General features: G+C 73.2%; 5 protein-coding genes. All 5 read right to left on the minus strand.

The annotated features are described in order from the left end of the window. Positions 1–91: 91 nt before the first annotated feature. The 5 genes from ACR9ZK_RS20205 to ACR9ZK_RS20225 all read right to left on the minus strand — a co-directional run bounded on the left by ACR9ZK_RS20205 (position 92) and on the right by ACR9ZK_RS20225 (position 6,359). On the minus strand, positions 92–472 hold the full coding sequence (locus tag ACR9ZK_RS20205; protein WP_481343756.1) for a DUF1304 domain-containing protein: 381 nt from the start codon (positions 470–472) through the stop codon (positions 92–94). Positions 473–511: 39 nt separating this feature from the next. Then, positions 512–3,505 carry an AAA family ATPase gene (locus tag ACR9ZK_RS20210; RefSeq protein WP_481343757.1) on the minus strand — a complete coding sequence of 998 codons (2,994 nt, stop codon included), beginning with the start codon at positions 3,503–3,505 and terminating at the stop codon, positions 512–514. Position 3,506: 1 nt separating this feature from the next. After that, positions 3,507–4,703 (minus strand): exonuclease SbcCD subunit D, encoded by a 1,197-nt coding sequence (locus tag ACR9ZK_RS20215; RefSeq protein WP_481343758.1) that lies wholly within the window; start codon positions 4,701–4,703, stop codon positions 3,507–3,509. Between the two features lie 104 nt (positions 4,704–4,807). Continuing rightward, positions 4,808–5,185 carry a phage holin family protein gene (locus ACR9ZK_RS20220; RefSeq protein WP_481343759.1) on the minus strand — a complete coding sequence of 126 codons (378 nt, stop codon included), beginning with the start codon at positions 5,183–5,185 and terminating at the stop codon, positions 4,808–4,810. 4 nt (positions 5,186–5,189) lie between these two features. Continuing rightward, a complete protein-coding gene (locus tag ACR9ZK_RS20225; protein ID WP_481343760.1) occupies positions 5,190–6,359 on the minus strand; it encodes a 6-phosphofructokinase in 1,170 nt (389 codons plus the stop codon). Between the last annotated feature and the right edge of the window lie 93 nt (positions 6,360–6,452).

Consider the following 6,452-nt stretch of genomic DNA (forward strand, 5'->3'; position numbering starts at 1 on the left):
TCCGTCGTCGGCAGCGTCAGATGTGTATAAGAGACAGGGCCGGGGCGAGTGGTCGACGCGAGTCGTCGGGGTGACTGGCCGCGGCGGGGGGTCAGGTCAGGAGCGTCAGGACGAATCCGATGAGCGGGACGGTGCCCTGGGACAGCGCAGGCCGCAGGTAGCGGCGGCCGCTCGTCGTCAGCACCGCTGCCGCCGCCACCATGGACCCGGTGCAGAAGAGCATGAGCGTGCGGCCGACCTCGTGGTGTCCGGCCCACCACAGGACGATGCCCAGACCGGCGCCGAGGCCGAGGAACAGGTTGTAGAAGCCCTGGTTGTACGCCATGGGCCGCGTCGTGTCGGCCGCGGACTGGTCGGCGACACCGAACCGCCGCCACACCTCGGGCCGGGTCCAGCCGATCGACTCCATCCAGAAGATGTAGGCGTGGAGCAGGGCGGCCAGGCCGACGACAACGCTCGCGACGACGCTCATGCTCGGATCGTAGGGGTGGTCAGGCTCGCGCCGCTCCGCTCAGGCCGTGACGCGCAGGGTCGACGTGCGGTCGGGTCGCACGAGCACCTCGATGCGGTCGGCCACCCGCGACTTCAGCTCGGTGACGTGGCTGATGATGCCGACCGTGCGGCCGCCCTCGCGCAGCCCCTCGAGGGTCTGCATGACGTCGTCGAGGACGTCGGGGTCGAGCGTGCCGAACCCCTCGTCGACGAAGAGCGTGCCGAGGTCGACGCCGCCGGACTCGGCCCGCACGACCTCGGCCAGCGCCAGGGCGAGGGCCAGCGACACGTAGAAGGTCTCGCCGCCCGAGAGCGTTCCGACCTCGCGAACCTGGTTGGTGAGCATGTCGTGCACCCGCACCCCGAGACCGGACTTGGCGTTGCCCTTCTTGGCGTCGGTGTGCTCGAGCGTGTACCGGCCCCCGGAGAACCGCGCCAGCTCGGTGTTGGCCGCCGACAGAACCTCGGTGAACCGCCGGATGAGGACGTACTTGGCGAGGTCGAGGTTGAGCTGGTTGTCGCCGTTGCCCGCGACGAGCTGCCCGACGCGGACGGCGTCGGCGGTCTCGGCGATGACGGCCGCGTTGCGCTCGAGGGCGGCCGTGATGTCACCGACGCGCTGCTTGGTGCGGCTGACCTGGCCGCGGAGGGCGCCGTGCTCGCGGGCCGCCTCCTCCATCTCCTTCTTCGCGGTCCGCTCCAGGGCCACCATCGGTTCGATGTCGTCGAAGAGCGCGTCGAGCTGCACGTCGGCGAGCTCGGGCCCGGACAGGCCCGCCTTGACGCGGGTGCAGGCGGTCTCGAAGTCCGCGATCTCCTTCTCCTTGGCGGTGATCCACTCCATCGGCCGGTCGGCCTCGAGCCACTCGGCGAGGTCGGTGAACCCGGCGGCGCGCAGGTCGGCGTCGCGGGCGGCCTCGTCCTCGGCGACGCTGGCTCGCGCGACGTCGCGGGCAGCGAGGGCATCGACGAGGGCGTCCACGTGGCCGGCCCGGGCCACGAGGGCTCCGCGGCGGGCCGCGACGCTCGGGTGGCCGTCGCGGGCGGCCTCGACCTCGGCTGCCTCGGACGCGACTCGGTCGGCGAGCTGCTCGACGGCGTGCCCGAGGCGCGCGACCTCGGCCGTCAGCGCCGTCGACGTCTCGGCGAGCTCGGACTGTCGCAACCGGAGGGCGGCGAGCCGCTGCATGCCGTGGGTGACGTCGTCGCGGGCCGTGAGGGACGCGGCGAGGTCGGCGGCCGCCCGCTCGGCGGCCGCCCGCGCGGCGTCGACGCCCTGGCCCCCCGCAGCCGCCGCCAGCTCGCGGGCCTCGGCGCGCAGCCCGGCGAGCGCCTCCGCTAGGGCGGCGGCCGAGTCGCGCAACGCGGTGACCCGGTCCTCGTGCTCGGCGACCTGCTCGGCCGTGACGGCGTCGGCCGTGGGTCGGGCCGGGACCGGGTGCTCGGCGGACCCGCAGACCGGGCACGGCTCACCGTCCCGCAGCGCGAGCCCGAGCTCTCCGGCGATGCCGTCGATGCGGGCGCGACGCACGCGGGCGAGCTCGGGCTCGCCGGCGCGCAGCGACTCGAGAGCAGCCGTGGCGGCGGCCTCGGCGGCGGGCAGCCGCGCGGCGGCGGCGGCGTGGGCGGTCGCGGCCTCGAGCCGGCGTCGGGCCGTCTCGGCGGCCTCGGCGCGTACGTCGAGGAGGGACACGAGGTCGCGCGCCGCGGTGAGCGCCTGCTCGTGCTCCTCGACGGCAGCGGGCAGCGCGGAGAGCTCGGCGGTGACGGCGTCGAGGCGGTGCCGAGCGGCCTCGGCCGCCCGCCGCGCCTCGTCGAGCCGGTCACGACGCGTCGACAGGGCCCGCTCGAGGTCGAGTGCCGCGGCGAGCCCGCCGATGACCTCGCGCAGCGACGCCGCGGCCACCCGCAGCTCGGCCGCCGACCCGTCGCGCAGCGCCGGTTCGACCCTCGAGCGTGCCGTCAGGAGAAGCGACTCCGCCCGTTTGAGGGAGGCCTCGCTCTGCGCCAGCGTGCGCACCGCGCCGGCCACGGGGCGAGCCTGCCGGGCCCGCGACACGGCCCGCCTCAGGTCGTCGAACTCCACGGCCCGCGCGCCGAGGCTCTCGTCCTGGCGCTGCAGCTCGAGGAGCCGTTCGCGGCGTTGCTGGCGCAGCCGCGCGTCGCCGACCATCGATGCCATCTGCTGGTGGGCCTCGATGGCCTCGCGGCTGCGCTTGCCCGCGTGCCGCTCCCGCGTGACGAGCTCGTCGAGGACCTCGGTGAGCTCGGCGGTGAGCAGGTCCGGGGCCGACCGGCTCGTCTCGAGGAGTGCGTCGCGCGCCGTGTCGTCGAGGCCGGCGGACACGGCGAAGGCGTGCACGGCGTCGCGGATCTCGGCGACCGCGCCGGCCCGGCGAGCCTGTGCGGCCCGGCCGGCCTCGACGATCTCGTCCTGGACGCGGCGGAAGAACGCCGTGCCGAACACCTTCTCGAGCAGCTTGCCCTTGTCCTCGGAGCGCGCCCTCAGGAACGTCGCGAACTCGCCCTGCGGCAGGATCACCGTCTGCACGAACTGGTCGCGGGTCAGGCCGACGGCCCGGGTGATCTCGTCGTCGCAGTCGCCGAGGTTGGTCGAGAGCAGCTCGCCGCCGAGGAGGTCGTCGGGGGTCTGGACCCGCCACAGCTTGACCGACGGGTTCTGCACCGTGGTGCCGGCACCGCGGGTCTTCGGCCGCTCGAACCGCGGCGTGCGCTGGACGCGGTAGATGCCGCTCTGGGTCTCGAACACCAGCGTGACGACGGGGACCGTGCGCGGGTCGGCGTGGTGGGAGTGGATCCGCTCGACGTCGGCCGACGCCTGGGCCACCTTGCCGTAGAGGGCGAAAGTGATGGCGTCGATGATCGTCGACTTGCCCGACCCGGTGGGCCCCTCGAGCAGGAAGAGCCCGGCACGGCCGACGGCGGCGAAGTCGATGGTCTCGGTGCCGGCGTAGGGGCCGATCGCCGTCATGGACAGGTGGTGCAGCTGCACGTCACCCCACCTCCTGCGCCTCGGCCAGGTGCTGCGCCTTGACCGCCGCCTCGTAGCCCGAGGCGAAGACGTCGACCTCACCCGCGCTCGCCTCGGTCTTGGTGACGTAGGCGATGAAGTCGGAGCCGAGCTCGCGGGGGTCGCGCTCGCTGACGACGGTGGTGCTCGCGCGCGCCCGCTCGACCGCGCGGTCGGGCTCGTGGAAGACCTGGAGCGCGTGCGGGAAGCGCGACCTGACCCGGTCCATGAGCGAGTCGGGACGGACCCGGTCGGTGACGGTCACCCGCACCCAGGCGTGCTCGGCGGACGCGTGCTCCGGCGAGTCGAGCAGCTCCTCGAGGCTGCCGCGCAGCGTCGCCATCGGCCGCGGCTGCGGGATCTCCACCGGCGTGACCCGGGCCGGGCCGGACGCGTCGAGGTCGACGAGGAGCGCGACCTTGGTGTGGTCCTGCTCGGAGAACGAGTACCGCAGCGGTGAGCCGGAGTAGCGCACGACCGAGCCCTCGGCGCAGTCCGGTGCCTGCGGGCCGTGCAGGTGCCCGAGGGCCGCGTAGTCGATGCCGTGGAAGACCGTGCCGGCCACGCGGTCGACGCCCCCGACCATGATCGAGCGTTCGGAGTCGCTCGGCTCGGCGCCGGCCACGAAGGCGTGCGCGAGGACGACGGACCGCACCCCCGGACGCTCGGCCAGATCGGCACGGATGCGGTCGCACGCGGCGGCGACGACCGCCTGGTGCGACCTCGGCAGCGGCTCGCCGCCGCCGGCGAGGGCGACGCGCGCGTGGTCGGGGTCGAGGTAGGGGATGCCGTACACCGCGGCCCGGACGCCGTCGCTGCCCTCGAGCAGGACCGGCAGGTCGAGCAGGCCGGGATCGGTGACCATGCGGATGCGGTCGCGGAACAGCCCAGCGCCGTAGCCGAGCCGGATGGCGGAGTCGTGGTTGCCCGACGTGACGACGACGGTGGTGACCGCCGACAGCCGCGAGAGGGTCCACTCGAGCAGCTGGACGGACTCGACCGGCGGGACGCCGCGGTCGTAGACGTCGCCCGCGACGAGGACGGCATCGACGGGGACGCCGTCGGGCGGGTCCTCGACGAGCTCGCACAGTCGCTCCAGGACGGCCGCCTGCGCCTCGTGGAGGTTGACGCCGTGGAGCGTCCGCCCGAGGTGCCAGTCGGAGGTGTGGAGCAACCGCATGCGACGACGGTAGGACCCCCCGCCGACATGGCCGAAGCCGACACCCCGGGACGCCGCGAGCCCGCCCCCGGCGTCGCGGGAACGGGCTCGTGGGTCGCGCGGCGTCAGTCGCTCTTGACGAAGGTGAGCAGCATCGAGACGAGGGTGACGATGAGCGCGCCGAGGACGGCGTCCCAGAAGAAGTGCTCGACGTGGAAGGACAGGCTCAGCTTGCCCGCGATCCACGACGTCAGCTCCAGCATCAGCGCGTTGACGACGAGGACGAACAGCCCGAGCGTCAGGATGATGAACGGCAGCGAGAGCACCTTGGCGACGGGGCGGATGAACGCGTTGACCAGGCCGAAGATCAGGGCGACGACGACGACCGTCTTGACGACCTGGCCCGTGGACCCCCCACCGAACGTGATGCCGGGGATGAGCCACGCGGCGACCCACAGCGCGACGGCGTTGATGACCGTCTGGAGCGCGAAGTTGATGAGCATGCGCTCAGTGTTCCACGGGCTCGCCCTCGATCGCGGGGTCTGCGGCGGCACCCGCCGTGTCGTCGGCGACGACGACGCCGGCCCGTGACAGGCCCGTGTCGACGAGGGCGCCGTTCGGCAGGCCCGGGTGCTCGTCGCCGGGGATGCGCGGCTGGAACATCGAGTTGAGCCGGAGCAGCTCGGGCTCGACCATCTTGAGGTGGCTGATGGCGTCCTTGACCGGGACACGCTCGATGCGGCCCCGCTGCAGCGCGACCATCTGCCCCCATGCCCCGTCGATCGCGGCCTCGACGGCGGCGACGCCGAAGCGCGTGCCGAGCACCCGGTCGAAGGCCACCGGGGAGCCGCCGCGCTGGATGTGCCCGAGGGCCGTCATGCGGCTCTCGATGCCGGTGCGGCCCTGGATCTCGCGGGCGAGGATGGAGCCGATCCCACCGAGGATCTGGTGGCCGTACTTGTCGACCTCGGGCGCCGGGATGTCGATCGTGCCCTCGCGTGGCACCGCACCCTCGGCGACGACGACGATCGTGGCGAACCGGCCCTTCTTGTGCCGGTGCACGATGCGCTCGCACACCTCGTCGATGTCGAAGGCCTCCTCGGGCGTCAGGATGATCGCCGCGCCACCGGCCAGGCCCGACCACACGGCGATGTGGCCGACGTGCCGGCCCATGACCTCGACGACGAGGACGCGGTGGTGCGACTCGGCGGTGGTGTGCAGCCGGTCGATGGCGTCGGTGCAGATCTGCACGGCGGTCTGGAACCCGAACGTCATCTCGGTGAGGGAGATGTCGTTGTCGATGGTCTTCGGGACGCCGATGACGGGGAAGCCGTGCTCGTGGAGCCGGTTGACGACGCCCATCGAGCCCTCGCCGCCGATGCCGATGATGGCGTCGAGGCCGTGCCGGTCGTAGGCCTTGCGGACCTTGGTCAGGCCGTCCTCGTAGGCGAAGGGCTGGTCGCGGCTCGTGCCGAGGATCGTGCCACCGAGGGGCAGGATGCCGCGGCACCGGTCGACGTCGAGGATCTCGTAGTCGTTGTCCATGACGCCGCGCCACGCGTTGCGGAAGCCGATGACGGTGCTGTCGTAGGTGACCTCGGCGGCGCGGGTCGCGCCGCGGATGACGGCGTTGAGGCCGGGACAGTCTCCGCCCCCGGTGAGGATGCCGATGCGCATGAGCTGGACTTTCGCTGTGTGGGCATGGTGAAGGGTGTCGAGGCGGCGCTGACGCGACGATGTGAGCCTAGCCACAGCGGGGCCACCGCGTCA

Source organism: Monashia sp. HAY1-5C (genome assembly GCF_056755255.1).

Excerpts from the sequence above, each read along its gene's own strand:
- ACR9ZK_RS20225 (WP_481343760.1), bottom strand. The coding sequence starts at position 6,359 with ATGCGCATCGGCATCCTCACCGGGGGCGGAGACTGTCCCGGCCTCAAC.
- ACR9ZK_RS20205 (WP_481343756.1), bottom strand. The coding sequence starts at position 472 with ATGAGCGTCGTCGCGAGCGTTGTCGTCGGCCTGGCCGCCCTGCTCCAC.
- ACR9ZK_RS20220 (WP_481343759.1), bottom strand. The coding sequence starts at position 5,185 with ATGCTCATCAACTTCGCGCTCCAGACGGTCATCAACGCCGTCGCGCTG.
- ACR9ZK_RS20215 (WP_481343758.1), bottom strand. The coding sequence starts at position 4,703 with ATGCGGTTGCTCCACACCTCCGACTGGCACCTCGGGCGGACGCTCCAC.